The sequence below is a fragment of the Stenotrophomonas pavanii genome, assembly GCF_900101175.1.
Taxonomy (GTDB): Bacteria; Pseudomonadota; Gammaproteobacteria; order Xanthomonadales; family Xanthomonadaceae; genus Stenotrophomonas; species Stenotrophomonas pavanii.
Genome location: NZ_FNFQ01000001.1, coordinates 579,485 through 592,052, shown reverse-complemented (window position 1 = coordinate 592,052; position 12,568 = coordinate 579,485). Strand labels below are relative to the sequence as shown.

Below are 12,568 nucleotides of genomic sequence, written 5' to 3'. Positions count from 1 at the left end.
CCCGCATGAACGATGACCGTGCCGGCCGTCGCTTGCCGATCATCCATCGGATCACCGATGAGGAGAACGGCCCCTTCCAGCGCCAGCATCTGGACCTGGAGTTCTCCAACGGCGAACGCCGCCGCTTTGAGCGGCTGGTCAGCCGTGGGCATGGTGCGGTGGTGGTGGTGCCGATGCTCGACGACGAAACCGTGCTGCTGGTACGTGAATACGCCGCTGGCATGCACCGCTACGAGCTGGGGCTGGTCAAGGGCCGGATCGACGCCGGCGAGACCCCCGAGCAGGCCGCCGACCGCGAACTGAAAGAAGAGGCCGGTTATGGTGCGCGCCGGGTCGACGTGCTGCGCGCAATGACCCTGGCCCCGACCTACATGAGCCACCAGTCGTGGCTGGTGGTGGCGCGCGACCTGTACCCGGAAAAGCTGGCCGGCGACGAGCCGGAAGAACTGGAAGTGGTGCCGTGGAAGCTGGCCGATCTGGACCAGCTGATGCTGCGCGAGGACTTCTCCGAGGGACGCTCGCTGGCGGCGCTGTTCATCGCCCGACAGTGGCTGCAGGGAACGCGATGATCAAGCTGACCACGGACCTGCGCGAGACCGCCATCGCCATCGCCCAGGAAGCCGGACAGGCCATCATGCAGGTGTACGCCGATGGCTTCGAGGTGCAGATCAAGGACGACGACAGCCCGGTCACCGCTGCCGACCTGGCCGCCAACCAGGTCATCGAACTGGGCCTGCGCCAGCTGACCCCGGACCTGCCGATCCTGTCCGAGGAATCGGCACAGGTGGGGTGGGAACAACGGCGCCACTGGGGCGCGTACTGGCTGGTGGACCCGCTTGACGGCACCCGTGAATTCGTCAAGCGCAATGGCGAGTTCAGCGTCAACATCGCGCTGATCTACCAGGGCGCGCCGGCCTTCGGCGTGGTGCTGGCGCCGGTCACCGGCATCGTCTGGCATGCCATGCGTGGCGAGCTGGCCTACCGGCGGCAGGGCCTGCACGACACCGTGCTGCGTACCCGCACGCCGGCCACCGCCCCGCTGCGCGTTGCCGCCAGCCGCTCGCACCGTTCGCCGGAAACCGAGGCGCTGCTGGCGCGCATGGGCCGCATCGAGACCATCGCGCAGGGCTCGTCGCTGAAGTTCTGCCGGATCGCCGAAGGCGGCCTGGATGTCTACCCGCGGCTCGGCCCGACCTCTGAGTGGGATACCGCGGCCGGCCAGTGCGTGCTGCACGCCGCTGGTGGTGCGGTGCTGTCGGCGGCGACCGGCAAGCCGTTCCGCTACAACCGCCGCGAAACCCTGTTGAACGGCGATTTCATCGCCCTTGGTGATACCAGCCTGCCGTGGCGGGACTGGTTGTCCGACTGATTCCTGGAGGCCGCATGAGCGCGCACGACACCCCTGCCGCCGGCAGCGAGGCAAGCCATCAACTGCAACGCCTGCTGGTCATCATGGCGCGCCTGCGCGACCCGCAGGGAGGTTGCCCGTGGGACCTGGAGCAGGACTTCTCGACCATTGCCCCGTACACCATCGAGGAAGCCTACGAGGTGGCCGATGCGATCGACCGCGGCGACCTCGACGATCTCTGCGACGAGCTCGGCGACCTGCTGCTGCAGGTGGTGTTCCATGCGCGCATGGCCGAGGAGCAGGGCGCGTTCGGCTTCGCCGACGTCGCCCGCGCGATCAGTGACAAGATGCAGCGCCGCCACCCGCACGTGTTCGCCGATGTCAGCGTCGACGATGCCGATGGGGTGATGCGCAACTGGGAGGCGATCAAGCGGGCCGAGCGTGCCGCCAAGGGCGAGCAGGACACCTCCGCACTGGCCGGCATCTCGCGCGGCCTGCCGGAGTGGCAACGTGCGGTGAAGCTGCAGTCGCGCGCGGCCAAGGTCGGTTTCGACTGGCCAGGTCCGCTGCCGGTGCTGGACAAGGCGGCCGAGGAGCTGCAGGAGCTGCGCGAGGAGTTCGAGCGCGGCGATATCGCGGGCAACAAGGCGCGGCTGCAGGAAGAGCTCGGCGACCTGCTGTTCGTCTGCGCGAACCTGGCACGCCATGCCGATGTCGACCTGGGCGCCGCCCTGCGCGGCGCCAACCACAAGTTCGAGCGCCGTTTCCGTGCGATGGAGGCGCAGGCCGAAGCACAGGGCAGCGCATTGCCCGCACTGGACCTGGATGCGCAGGAAGCGCTGTGGCAGCAGGCCAAGGCGGCGGAGAAAGCGTGAAGACGCTGGGCCTGTTCCTGCTGACCGCGCTGGCCGAGATCGTCGGCTGCTACCTGCCCTGGGTATGGCTGCGCAAGGGCGGCAGCGTCTGGTTGCTGTTGCCGGCCGCGGCCAGCCTGGCCCTGTTCGCGTGGCTGTTGACGCTGCACCCGACCGCCAGTGGGCGGGTCTATGCGGCCTACGGTGGCGTGTACATCGGCACCGCGCTGTTCTGGTTGTGGCTGGTCGACGGCATCCGCCCCAGCCGCTGGGACCTGCTGGGCGCTGCGCTGTGCCTGGCCGGCATGGCGGTGATCATGTTCGGGCCGCGCACCTCTTCAGGGTAGCGCCGGGCCATGCGTGGCTGCGCTTCCTGCCGACCGCGCTGGCGCGCGCAAGCCGGGCATGGCTCGGCGCCACAAGGTCGGCGATGGTGCATGATGGCGACGACCCAGGTTCCCGGAGCACGCGCATGTCCCGCTTCGCCAGCTTCCGCGAGTTCTATCCGTTCTACCTCAGCGAGCATCGCCACCCGGTGTCGCGCCGCCTGCACTTCATCGGCAGCTGCGGGGTGCTGCTGCTGGTTGCGGCGGCAATCCTGCGCGGGCAAGCCATCCTCGTGCTGGCCGCCCTGGTCTGCGGTTACGGCTTCGCCTGGGTCGGTCATTTCTTTTTCGAGAAGAACCGCCCGGCGACATTCCAGCACCCGCTGTACTCGTTCATGGGCGACTGGGTGATGTTCGCCGACATCCTGCGCGGGCGCGTGCCCTGGTAGTTCCCCTGTGAATGTGGCCTTCACGCGCTATGCTGGGGCCTGGACGTCACAGATAAGGAAAGCGAGATGTTCCCGACCATGTTTTTCACCGCGGTACTGGCTTTCGTGGCCGTGGTCATCCTGTTCAAGGCCGTACGGATGGTACCGCAGGGCTACGAATGGACCGTCGAGCGCTTCGGGCGGTACACGCACACCATGAGCCCCGGCCTGCACTTCCTGATCCCGATCGTGTACGGCGTGGGACGCAAGGTGAACATGATGGAGCAGGTGCTGGATGTGCCCAGCCAGGAAGTGATCACCAAGGACAACGCCGCCGTGCGCGTGGACGGCGTGGTGTTCTTCCAGGTCCTGGATGCGGCCAAGGCCGCCTATGAGGTGGCCAACCTGGAAGTGGCGATGATCGCCCTGGTGCAGACCAACATCCGTACCGTGATCGGTTCGATGGACCTGGATGAATCGCTCAGCCAGCGCGAGGTCATCAATGCCCAGCTGCTGAGCGTGGTCGACCATGCCACCAATCCCTGGGGCGTGAAGGTCAACCGCATCGAGATCCGCGACATCCAGCCGCCGCGCGATCTGCTGGACGCGATGGCGCGGCAGATGAAGGCCGAGCGCGAAAAGCGCGCGCAGATCCTCGAGGCAGAGGGTTCACGCCAGTCGGAGATCCTGCGCGCCGATGGCGAAAAGCAGGCCACCGTCCTGGAGGCCGAGGGCCGTCGCGAAGCCGCGTTCCGCGATGCCGAGGCGCGCGAACGCCTGGCCGAGGCCGAAGCGATGGCCACCAAGGTGGTGTCGGCGGCGATCGCCGAGGGTGACGTGCAGGCGATCAACTACTTTGTCGCGCAGAAGTACGTGGAAGCGTTCAAGGAACTGGCCAGTTCGCCGAACCAGAAGCTGGTGCTGATGCCGATGGAGGCCAGCGGGGTGATCGGATCGATCGCAGGCGTGGCCGAACTGGCAAAGCAGGCGCTGGCCAGCCAGGACAACAAGGCCGCGGGCAAGCGGCCGCCGCCGCTCGGAGGCTGACATGCGCTGGGAAGTCGTCGGTTGGGGCGCGTTGGCGCTGCTGCTGTTCGCGGCCGAAGCGCTGGCGCCGGGTGCGTTCATGCTGTGGATCGGCATTGGCGCGGCCGCCGTGTTCGTGCTGGTTGCGGTATTCAGCGACATTCCGCTGTTGTGGCAGGTGATCGCCTTCGTCCTGCTGAGCGTGGTGTCGATCCAGTGCTACCGGCGCTGGGGACGGCCGCGGGCACGGCCCAGCGATGCGCCGTTGCTCAACCGCCGCGCCGAGCAGCTGGTCGGCCGGGAGGTGGTACTGCAGCAGGGTATCGTCGATGGCCAGGGACGGGTCAGCATCGACGATGCGTCCTGGCCGGTGAGCGGCCCGGAGCTGCCGGCGGGTACGTGGGTGCGGGTGGTGGCGGTGCAGGGCAGCACGCTGCAGGTCGAGGCTGCGGGCCGCTCCTTGTAGAGCCGGGCCGCTTCGTGCGGGCGCCGGGCGTGGGCTCGGCGCTTGCGCTCCGGCGCTGCGCTGCGGCACGCCTGCGGGCGACCGATCTGGGATAATGGGGATTCTTGTTTCCTCTGCTGCCGGACCCGGTCATGACCCAGAAGACGCTGCTCAACGATACCCACCGCGCCCTCGGCGCCAAGATGGTCGATTTCGGGGGTTGGGACATGCCCATCCACTACGGCTCGCAGCTGGACGAGCATCATCTGGTGCGTCGCGACGCCGGCGTGTTCGACGTCAGCCACATGACCGTGGTCGACCTGCGCGGTGACCAGGTCAAGCCGTTCCTGCGTCGCCTGCTGGCCAACTCGATCGACAAGCTGAAGGTGACCGGCAAAGCGCTGTACTCGTGCATGCTGAATCCGCGCGGCGGTGTCATCGACGATCTGATCGTCTATTACCTGGACGAAGATTTCTTCCGCATGGTGGTCAACGCATCCACCCGCGAGAAGGATCTGGCGTGGCTGCGCGAGCAGGCCGCGCCGTTCGGCGTTTCGGTCGAGCAGCGTCCGGACCTGGCGATCCTCGCCGTGCAGGGCCCGAAGGCGCGCGACATCGTGATCGGCCTGGCCCGCGAAGCCGACCGTGCCGCGTTGACCAAGCTGGGGCGTTTCGCCGCCCTGCAGGCGCAGTCCGATGATGGCGTCGAGCTGTTCGTCGCGCGCACCGGCTACACCGGTGAAGATGGTTTCGAGATCCTGTTGCCGCAGGATGCCGCGGTCGCGTTCTGGAACCGCCTGCTGGCGGCAGGGGTGAAGCCGGCCGGCCTCGGCGCGCGCGACACCCTTCGCCTGGAAGCCGGCATGAACCTGTATGGCCAGGACATGGATGAAGAGATCAGCCCGTATGAAGCGGCGCTGGCCTGGACCGTGTCGCTGGACGAAGGCCGCGACTTCATCGGCCGCGACGTGCTGGAGGCGCAGAAGGCCGCCGGCACCGCGCGGCAGATGATCGGTCTGGTGATGGACGAGAAGGGCGTGCTGCGCCACGGCCAGGCGGTGACCACGGCCAGTGGCCAGGGCGAGATCCTGTCCGGCACCTTCTCGCCGACCCTGGCCAAGGGCATCGCCTTCGCCCGTGTGCCGGCCGGTGAGCTCGGCGAAGTCACCGTCGATATCCGCGGTCGGCAGGTGCCGGTGCGCGTGGTCAAGTTCCCGTTCGTGCGCGAAGGCCAGGCCCAGCCCGGCGTGCTCGCCGACGCCTGATCCGGACATGCCGGTCGTCACTGCCAGCAGTGGCGGCCGGTTGGTTACACTAGCCCCGTTTTTTCCACCCCCTGCATATCTCTGGAGCAGTCCCATGAGCGAGATCCCCGGCGACCTCAAGTTCCTCAAGTCCCATGAGTGGGCCCGTGTCGAAGGCAATGGCCGCGTCACCGTCGGTATTTCCGACCACGCCCAGGGCCTGCTGGGTGACCTGGTCTACGTCGAACTGCCGGAAGTCGGCGCCGATGCCAAGGCCGGCGAGCAGATCGCCGTCGTCGAGTCGGTGAAGGCCGCCTCGGACGTCTACAGCCCGGTCAGCGGCAAGGTCGTCGAGGTCAACGCGGCGCTGTCCGACAAGCCGGAAACCATCAACGAAGATGCCTACGGCGAAGGCTGGATGTTCGTGGTCGAACTGACCAACGCCGAAGAGATCAACGACCTGCTCGATCCGGACGCGTACGCCGAAGCCCTGGAGAACGACGACCACTGAGTCGTCGCCTCCGGGTTCTGGAACGGCCACCTTCGGGTGGCCGTTTTTGTTTTGACGACCGCATCGGACTCATGCCGGCCGGTTCGCTGCGCGCCCTCGGCGCGGCATCAGCAGACAGACGAACGGTGCCGACAGGCGTGCGCAGTTTTGCGCAAATCCACGTTTCCGCCCCGCTCCGACGCAGTCGGATGTGAAAACTTTTCGCCCCCCGTTGCGGCCCCGTTGTGCTGGCGTTGGCGGCGGTGCCAGCAACCATCGGCGAAGCACGCGCACGCGCGCGGCGGCACTGCGCATGATTGCGCGGAGTGCTTATTTCAAGTGGTTTTTGTTCAACGTGTGCATCGGCGCTGGTCGTTGCGGCGCACGTGGTCACCGCGTCAACCGCCATTGCAGGCCGTGCGTGCCGGCGGCGCAGGCGGTGTCCGGGATGGCGCGGATGTGAAAATTTTTCGCGGGGGTTGTTGACAGTAAAAAAAACCGTGATTAGGTTTCGCCTCAGCAGACCTTGCCTGCCCAACCGAGTGCGCAGAATCAATCGTCCGATGCGAAGCAGCCCCCTCAAGACCACCGCGACCCTGATGACGGTGGACACGGCCCCGCTTCCCCCGGAGAAATGCAAGGCACCTTCCGTTCCAGTGCCCGCTCCGCCGATCGAGGCGGGCATTGCCGCATCCGTAACGGCGCGCCTGACGCGCCGGCGGTCCCCGCACGCAGCATCCGCGGGTTTGATCCACCTGGGCGTTTCAACTCCCTATCACTGACGAGGAGCCATCCCATGGCAACCAAGAAAGCTGCGAAGAAAAAGCCCGCCGCCAAGAAGGCGGTGAAGAAGGTCGCGAAGAAGGCCGCTGCCAAGAAGGCAGTGAAGAAGGTCGCGAAGAAGGCGACCGCCAAGAAGGCAGTGAAGAAGGCGGCGAAGAAGGTCGCCAAGAAGGCCACTGCGAAGAAGGCAGTGAAGAAGGCGGCAAAGAAGGTCGCCAAGAAGTCCACTGCCAAGAAGGCCGCGAAGAAGGTAGCCAAGAAGGCCACCAAGAAGACCGCCAAGAAGGCAACGGCCCGCAAGCCTGCCAAGAAGGTCGCGAAGAAGGCCACTGCCAAGAAGGCCGTCAAGAAGACCGCCAAGAAGGCAGTGAAGAAGACCGCGAAGAAGGCCACCAAGAAGGCTGCCCCGAAGAAGGCGGCGAAGAAGGTTGCCAAGCGCAAGCCGGCCGCCCGCAAGAAGAAGGCCGCTCCGGTCGCTCTGCCGGCAACCCCGGCGCCGCTGATCTAAGTACTTCCCGATAGCCGCATCCTGAAACCCCTTCCCTGGCTGCCCAGCGGGGAGGGGGTTTTTTTATGGGGCCGCCTGTAGCGTCAAGCCATGCCCGACGGCTTTTCAAACGGTCGACGTTATCGGTGCGGCGCCGGTGGAAAGCGCTCCACCAGGAAATCCAGGAAGCTGCGCAGGCGGGTCGAACGGTAACGGTCGTGGGCGTAGACCACGTGCATCGGCCGACCGGCCTGGCCGTGTTCGGGGAACAGCTGCACCAGGCGTCCGGCGTCGACATCGGCGCCCAGCAGCAGCGTCGATTGCAGGACGATGCCCAGGCCATGCAGCGCCGCCGAACGCAGCGCTTCGCCATTGTTGATCTGCAGCCGCCCGTCGGGAACGCGGTCGAGCCCGCCAGCATCGCCCTGCAGCCACTGTGCCAGCGCGCTCGGTTCGAACGACAGGCACTGGTGCCGCGCAAGCGCCTGCACGCTGTACTGGTGCCGCGCAAGCGCCTGCACGCTGTGTGGCGTGCCATGCCGGGCCAGGTACGCGGGCGAGGCGCACATCATCAGGCGATAGGGCGCCAGCGCACGCGCAACCAGCACGCTGCTGTCGGCCAGCGTTCCGATGCGCAGTGCCGCTTCGAAGCCCTCTTCGGCCAGGTCGACCACACGATCGGTCAGCGTGGCTTCGACGCGGACATCCGGATGACGCGCCATGTACTCGGCCAGCGCCGGCACCAGCGCGTGTGTACCGAAGATCACCGGTGCACTGATGCGCAGCGTGCCCGCCGGTGAGAGCTGCTGGTGCTGCGCCTGCGCGTCGGTCTCCTCCACCAGGCGCAGGATCTCCTTGCAGCGCGTGTAGTAGTCCTCGCCGAATGGCGTCATGTGCTGGCGCCGGGTGGTACGGCTCAACAGCTGCATCCCCAGCCGGGCTTCCAGCGCACGCAGGTGCTTGCCCGCCATCGTCGCGGAGATCTCCATCGCCGCCGCGGCCGCACTGAGGCTGCCCTTGTCCACGATCAGCACGTAGACCTGCATGCTTTCCAGCAGGTTCATCTGACACCCCCGGTGTTGAATGCTGAAACCTGCGCGGAGTTTATCAATCAGGGGTGATCGTACAGCCTGTCCTGCACCGGCCGGATGCACCGGCCCCACTGACAGGAGACCCCCATGGACTTGAATCTTGCAGGCCGTACCGCACTGGTGACGGGCGCGGCCAGCGGCATCGGTGCCGCCGTCGCCAGGCAGCTGGCGGCGCAGGGCGTGCACGTCGCCATCACGTCGCGGCGCCAGGAACCGCTGCTGGCATTGGCCGCACGGATCGAAGCCGACGGCGGCGCAGCACCGGTCGTCGTGGCCGGCGATCTCACCGTTGCCGAGGACGTCCTGCATGTCGCACAGGCATCGCGGGCCGCGTTGCAGCGCATCGACATCCTGGTCAATGCGGCGGGAGGCTCGCGTCCGACCACGGTGGACGCCGCTGACGAGGTATGGGACGAGGCGATCGCCCTGAACTTCTCCGCTGCGCGACGGATGACCCAGGCACTGTTGCCGGACATGCAGGCGCGCCGATGGGGGCGGGTGATCAACTTCAGCGGTTCGATGGAGCCACGCGCGGTCAATGCCGCTACCGCGGCGAAGGCGGCACTGCATCTGTGGAGCAAGGGGCTGGCATCGGAGCTGGCCGGGCAGGGCATCACGGTGAATGCGATCGCGCCGGGGCGTATCAACAGCGCGCAGATCCTGGATCGCCTGCATCCCACCGAAGCCAGCCGGCGCGAGTTCATTGCGCGCAACATCCCCATCGGACGCTTCGGAGAGCCGGAGGAAGTGGCGCCGCTGGTGGCGTTCCTGGCCTCGCCGCTGGCTGGCTACATCACCGGTGCGGTGATCCCGGTGGACGGTGGCATGCACTACTTTGCGCACTAGCGCTGCGGAGCTGTAGCGCCGAACCCATGCTCGGCGGTTTTTCGCCACGATGCCGCTCTGCCGAGCGTGGCTCGGCTCAACACAACAACAAAAAGGGCGGCCCGCAGGCCGCCCTTCAGGCTCACGGTCGAGCCCGCCCGATCAGCGCGGCGAGGCAACCGCGCGATTGCCGGAGGCACCCTTGCCCTTGCGCTTGTCCTGCTGCGCCGGGCTCGCACCCTCGGCCATCAGGTTGTCGCTGCCAAAGTCGGTGTCCACGTCCAGCCAGCGCTGCGCCGGCAGGCCGAGCGCAGAGTCGAGCACGGTCGGCAGCAGGCCGCTGGGCAGGCCGCTTTCGCCATTCCAGAGGATGGCGATGCCGAGGTCGCGTTCCGGCACCAGCGCGACCAGGCCGCGATAGCCCTGCACGGCGCCGGCATGGAACACCACGTCGTGGCCGGCGTAGTCGAACGTGCGCCATCCCAGGGCGTAGCCCGCCGAGTGCAGGCGCTCGCGACGCCACCCCGAACGCATTTCGCCCGGGGTGTTGATCAGGCTCGAATGCAGCGTGGCCAGCAGCGGGGCCGGCAGCACGTCGGGGCGATGGCCGGTATGGGCCAGCAGCCACTGCGCCATGTCACTGGCGCTGGCATTGACGCCGGCCGCCGGCGCCACGCGGTAGTAGGTCGGCTTCGGCGTCAGCGAGACCCAGCCATTGCGGCTGCGCACGTGCGGACGCGCCCAGCGCGAGCTGGCCTGGATGCCGGCCAGGCCCAGGCTGGCATCGTTCATGCCCAGCGGCTTGAAGATGCGGCGCTCCACCGACTGCTCGTAAAAGCTGCCGGACGCGGCATAGACGACGTCGCCGATCAGGCTGAAGGCCACGTTCTGGTAGGCGTAGCAGTCGCCCGGCAGGCACTTGAGGCTGGTGTTGGCCAGCTTCTGGGTCAGCGCGTAGTACTCGGCGTTGCCTTCGATATCGCGGTCATAGGCGTTGTAGGGCAGGCCGACGCGGTGGCTGAGCACATCGGCCACGGTCAGCCGATCGGTTGCTTCCGGCGAGCTCAGGCGGAAGCCCGGCACGTAGTCGGTGACCTTGCTGTCCCAGCGCAGCGTACCGTCGTTGACCAGCAGGCCGGCCATGGTGCCGGCGAACGCCTTCGACAGCGAGGCCAGGCGGAACACAGTGTGCGCATCGACCGGCTGCGGATTGTTGACGTCGGTAACGCCATAGCCGCGCGCGCTGAGGATGCGGCCGCCCTGCACGATCGCCACCGCCATGCCCGGCACGCGCTCGCCATAGGTGAGCTGCTGCGCCATCGACTCGATGTTGGCGACGTTGAAGCCGGGGGCCGGCGCCTGCACATGCGGCACCAGCCCGGTGCGGTAGGCCGCTGGCTGGGTGTGCGGCACGGCGCTGGTGGCGGCCGATTCAATGTTGGCCGGCATCGGTGGCAACGCCGGCGGGGTCTGCGCGGTGGTGGACAAGGCAACGGGCATCAACATGCCCAGCAAACCGGTAGCCGCCGAACGTATCGGACGACGCAGGCTGTTCTTTTTCATCGGTTGGACCCGTGCGCGACTGCTGATGGCGATTCTAGCGCCGCTTTTCCTCTGTGCACAAACAAAGCGAAGATGAATGCGCATCTCGTTGAAAAAGTTGGAATTTTGACGCCCCGAAAGTGTGTCGGAACGTGTCGCCGCTGGGCTGCGTCCTGCGCCGTCGCAGGCGGCAGGACGGGGCACGCTGGCGCTGTTGCGGTGCATTGGCTAACGTACGCGCTTCACTGCCCCCCGGAGCCTGCCATGCCGCTGTCCAACCGCCGTCTGCGGGCGAGGGCCGCTGTGTGAGCGCGGCACCGGGCAAGGGGGCACTGCGCGGACTGACGACGGCGCTGCGCGAGTCGCCGGCGCTGTGGTGGTCGTTCCTGTACTTCTTCTGCCTGCTCAGCGGCTACTACGTGCTGCGCCCGGTGCGCGAGGCGATGGCCGCTTCCGCCGACCTGGAAACGGTGTTTCCGCCCGTGCTGATTGCCTGGTTCCAGAGCCATGGCATCGCATTGAAGGATTTCGTCCTGCAGTTCCTGTTCTCCTGCGTGTTCGTGATCATGCTGGTGCTGCAGCCGGTCTACGGCTGGCTGGTCAGCCGCTTCCCGCGGCGCGTGTTCCTGCCCGCGGTGTATGGCTTCTTCATCGTTACCCTGCTGGGCTTCTATGTCATGTTCGACAGCGGCGTGCCGGGCCGCGGCATGGCGTTCTTCTTCTGGATCACGGTCTTCAACCTGTTCGCGGTGGCGGTGTTCTGGAGCTTCATGGCCGACGTGTTCTCCAACGCGCAGGCACGCGCCTTCTACGGCTACATCGGCGCGGCAGGCACCATCGGGGCCTTCCTCGGCCCGATCATCACCAGTGCGCTGGTGCAACGCGTGGGCATCGCCAACCTGATGCTGGTCTCGGCCGGTTTCCTCGCCATCTGTCTGTTGAGCATCTGGCGGCTGCGGCACTGGGCGGTGCTGCGCGAACGCGAGCAGCAACTGGTGTCCGGCGAGCAGCCGATGGGCGGCAGCGTACTGGATGGCCTGAAACTGATCGTGCGCGAGCCGCTGCTGCGCTGGCTGGCGGTGATGGTGGTGTTCGGCGTGGGCGTCGGCACGCTGTTGTACAACCAGCAGGCCAGCATCGTGCGTGCGGCCTTCACCGACCCGGCGGCCAGTACCGCGTTCTTCTCGCGCATCGACCTGGCGGTGAACGCGCTGGCGCTGCTGATGCAGCTGGGCCTGACCCGCTGGCTGCTGTCGCGCCATGGCATCGCGCCGGCGCTGCTGGTTCCCGGGTTCGCGATCCTGATCGGCTTCTCGGTGCTGGCGGCCTCGCCGATGCCGCTGATGGTCGCGGTGGTGCAGGTGATGACCCGCGCCAGCGAGTTCGCGCTGGCCAAGCCGGCGCGCGAGACCATCTACACGCGCGTGGACCGGCAGTGGCGCTACAAGGCGGGCGCCGCGATCGACACCGTGGTCTACCGCGGCGCGGACCTGAGCTTCGCGTGGCTGCACAAGGGCCTGTCCCTGTTCGGATCGCACGTCGTGTTCATCGGTGGCGTGGTGGTGGCCGCGTGCATGACCGCTGCCGCATTCGGCGTGCTGCGCGAAGAAAAGAAACTGCCGCGCGACCGCTGATTTGCCGGGGTCAGAGCCCTTTCCCGCGGGGAAAGGGCGCTGACC

The 12,568-nt window shown here is 67.1% G+C and carries 14 protein-coding genes; 12 read left to right on the top strand and 2 right to left on the bottom strand.

All coding sequences use genetic code 11. The features are described 5' to 3' along the window. Positions 1-5 precede the first annotated feature (5 nt). The 10 genes from nudE to BLS66_RS02725 all read left to right on the top strand — a co-directional run bounded on the left by nudE (position 6) and on the right by BLS66_RS02725 (position 7,452). Complete coding sequence (nudE, locus tag BLS66_RS02770; protein ID WP_053506078.1) at positions 6-569, top strand: ADP compounds hydrolase NudE; 564 nt, start codon at positions 6-8, stop codon at positions 567-569. After that, on the top strand, positions 566-1,369 hold the full coding sequence (cysQ, locus tag BLS66_RS02765) for a 3'(2'),5'-bisphosphate nucleotidase CysQ (protein WP_049469789.1): 804 nt from the start codon (positions 566-568) through the stop codon (positions 1,367-1,369). The genes nudE and cysQ overlap by 4 nt, the downstream gene beginning before the upstream one ends. A 14-nt stretch (positions 1,370-1,383) precedes the next feature. After that, positions 1,384-2,223, top strand: coding sequence for a nucleoside triphosphate pyrophosphohydrolase (mazG, locus tag BLS66_RS02760; protein ID WP_064239034.1), 840 nt, complete (start codon positions 1,384-1,386; stop codon positions 2,221-2,223). After that, complete coding sequence (locus BLS66_RS02755; protein ID WP_049395784.1) at positions 2,220-2,549, top strand: YnfA family protein; 330 nt, start codon at positions 2,220-2,222, stop codon at positions 2,547-2,549. The genes mazG and BLS66_RS02755 overlap by 4 nt, the downstream gene beginning before the upstream one ends. Positions 2,550-2,674: 125 nt before the next feature. Then, complete coding sequence (locus BLS66_RS02750) at positions 2,675-2,977, top strand: Mpo1-like protein (RefSeq protein WP_049469782.1); 303 nt, start codon at positions 2,675-2,677, stop codon at positions 2,975-2,977. Between the two features lie 66 nt (positions 2,978-3,043). Next, positions 3,044-4,003, top strand: a complete 960-nt coding sequence (locus tag BLS66_RS02745) for an SPFH domain-containing protein (protein WP_049469781.1) — start codon at positions 3,044-3,046, stop codon at positions 4,001-4,003. Position 4,004: 1 nt separating this feature from the next. Next, the gene (locus BLS66_RS02740; protein WP_064239032.1) at positions 4,005-4,448 is read left to right on the top strand and encodes an NfeD family protein; all 444 of its coding nucleotides are present in this window, start codon (positions 4,005-4,007) and stop codon (positions 4,446-4,448) included. A gap of 131 nt (positions 4,449-4,579) precedes the next feature. Beyond that, positions 4,580-5,692, top strand: a complete 1,113-nt coding sequence (gcvT, locus tag BLS66_RS02735) for a glycine cleavage system aminomethyltransferase GcvT (protein ID WP_074725018.1) — start codon at positions 4,580-4,582, stop codon at positions 5,690-5,692. Positions 5,693-5,786: 94 nt separating this feature from the next. Further along, on the top strand, positions 5,787-6,182 hold the full coding sequence (gcvH, locus tag BLS66_RS02730) for a glycine cleavage system protein GcvH (protein ID WP_049469771.1): 396 nt from the start codon (positions 5,787-5,789) through the stop codon (positions 6,180-6,182). Between the two features lie 775 nt (positions 6,183-6,957). After that, positions 6,958-7,452, top strand: a complete 495-nt coding sequence (locus BLS66_RS02725) for a hypothetical protein (protein WP_049469766.1) — start codon at positions 6,958-6,960, stop codon at positions 7,450-7,452. Between the two features lie 119 nt (positions 7,453-7,571). Here the strand turns inward: BLS66_RS02725 and BLS66_RS02720 are convergent, their stop codons facing one another. After that, the gene (locus BLS66_RS02720; RefSeq protein ID WP_074725017.1) at positions 7,572-8,495 is read right to left on the bottom strand and encodes a LysR family transcriptional regulator; all 924 of its coding nucleotides are present in this window, start codon (positions 8,493-8,495) and stop codon (positions 7,572-7,574) included. A 114-nt stretch (positions 8,496-8,609) separates the two neighbouring features. On the opposite strand from BLS66_RS02720, the gene BLS66_RS02715 reads away from it, so the two are divergent. After that, positions 8,610-9,368 carry an SDR family NAD(P)-dependent oxidoreductase gene (locus BLS66_RS02715; protein ID WP_074725016.1) on the top strand — a complete coding sequence of 253 codons (759 nt, stop codon included), beginning with the start codon at positions 8,610-8,612 and terminating at the stop codon, positions 9,366-9,368. Positions 9,369-9,509: 141 nt separating this feature from the next. Here the strand turns inward: BLS66_RS02715 and BLS66_RS02710 are convergent, their stop codons facing one another. Continuing rightward, entirely contained in the window at positions 9,510-10,910 is a 1,401-nt protein-coding gene (locus BLS66_RS02710) for a serine hydrolase domain-containing protein (RefSeq protein ID WP_049469759.1), read from the bottom strand. Positions 10,911-11,194: 284 nt separating this feature from the next. On the opposite strand from BLS66_RS02710, the gene BLS66_RS02705 reads away from it, so the two are divergent. Next, positions 11,195-12,523: an NTP/NDP exchange transporter gene (locus tag BLS66_RS02705; protein WP_049469753.1), complete on the top strand. Its 1,329-nt coding sequence runs from the start codon at positions 11,195-11,197 to the stop codon at positions 12,521-12,523. The last annotated feature ends 45 nt before the right edge of the window (positions 12,524-12,568 follow it).

Excerpts from the sequence above, each read along its gene's own strand:
- nudE (WP_053506078.1), top strand. The coding sequence starts at position 6 with ATGAACGATGACCGTGCCGGCCGTCGCTTGCCGATCATCCATCGGATC.
- cysQ (WP_049469789.1), top strand. The coding sequence starts at position 566 with ATGATCAAGCTGACCACGGACCTGCGCGAGACCGCCATCGCCATCGCC.
- mazG (WP_064239034.1), top strand. The coding sequence starts at position 1,384 with ATGAGCGCGCACGACACCCCTGCCGCCGGCAGCGAGGCAAGCCATCAA.
- BLS66_RS02750 (WP_049469782.1), top strand. The coding sequence starts at position 2,675 with ATGTCCCGCTTCGCCAGCTTCCGCGAGTTCTATCCGTTCTACCTCAGC.
- BLS66_RS02745 (WP_049469781.1), top strand. The coding sequence starts at position 3,044 with ATGTTCCCGACCATGTTTTTCACCGCGGTACTGGCTTTCGTGGCCGTG.
- BLS66_RS02740 (WP_064239032.1), top strand. The coding sequence starts at position 4,005 with ATGCGCTGGGAAGTCGTCGGTTGGGGCGCGTTGGCGCTGCTGCTGTTC.
- gcvT (WP_074725018.1), top strand. The coding sequence starts at position 4,580 with ATGACCCAGAAGACGCTGCTCAACGATACCCACCGCGCCCTCGGCGCC.
- gcvH (WP_049469771.1), top strand. The coding sequence starts at position 5,787 with ATGAGCGAGATCCCCGGCGACCTCAAGTTCCTCAAGTCCCATGAGTGG.
- BLS66_RS02725 (WP_049469766.1), top strand. The coding sequence starts at position 6,958 with ATGGCAACCAAGAAAGCTGCGAAGAAAAAGCCCGCCGCCAAGAAGGCG.
- BLS66_RS02720 (WP_074725017.1), bottom strand. The coding sequence starts at position 8,495 with ATGAACCTGCTGGAAAGCATGCAGGTCTACGTGCTGATCGTGGACAAG.
- BLS66_RS02715 (WP_074725016.1), top strand. The coding sequence starts at position 8,610 with ATGGACTTGAATCTTGCAGGCCGTACCGCACTGGTGACGGGCGCGGCC.
- BLS66_RS02710 (WP_049469759.1), bottom strand. The coding sequence starts at position 10,910 with ATGAAAAAGAACAGCCTGCGTCGTCCGATACGTTCGGCGGCTACCGGT.